Consider the following 314-nt stretch of genomic DNA (forward strand, 5'->3'; position numbering starts at 1 on the left):
AGCGCAATGTGGTGCCTTCGTGCATGGCGAGTTCGCCGGTACCCAAAGCACTGTTGTTGCCGACGGCAATGCCGCCTTGCTTGAGGTCGGTGCCGCCGTCGTAGCTGTTCTCGCCGCTGAGCGTCAGCATCCCGGCGCCGGTCTTGGTGAGGACCCCCACGCCGCTGACGGTACCGCTCGCCGTGAGGTCGGCATCCGTCTGCAGGGTGCCGCCGTCGCTGCCGAGGTTGATGTTGCGCGCGGTGGCGAAGGCGCCGGTGGTGCGCAGCGTGCCGCCATCGAGGGCCAGGCCAGTGGAGGCCCGGCCCAGGTTC

1 protein-coding gene is annotated in these 314 nt (G+C 69.4%); it reads right to left on the reverse strand.

The genetic code is table 11. The features are described from left to right. Positions 1 to 314, reverse strand: a 314-nt coding sequence (locus APY03_RS26710) for an autotransporter-associated beta strand repeat-containing protein (RefSeq protein WP_157103466.1), incomplete at both ends; no start/stop codon positions are given.

Source organism: Variovorax sp. WDL1 (assembly GCF_001541225.1).
Classification (GTDB): Bacteria; Pseudomonadota; Gammaproteobacteria; order Burkholderiales; family Burkholderiaceae_C; genus Variovorax.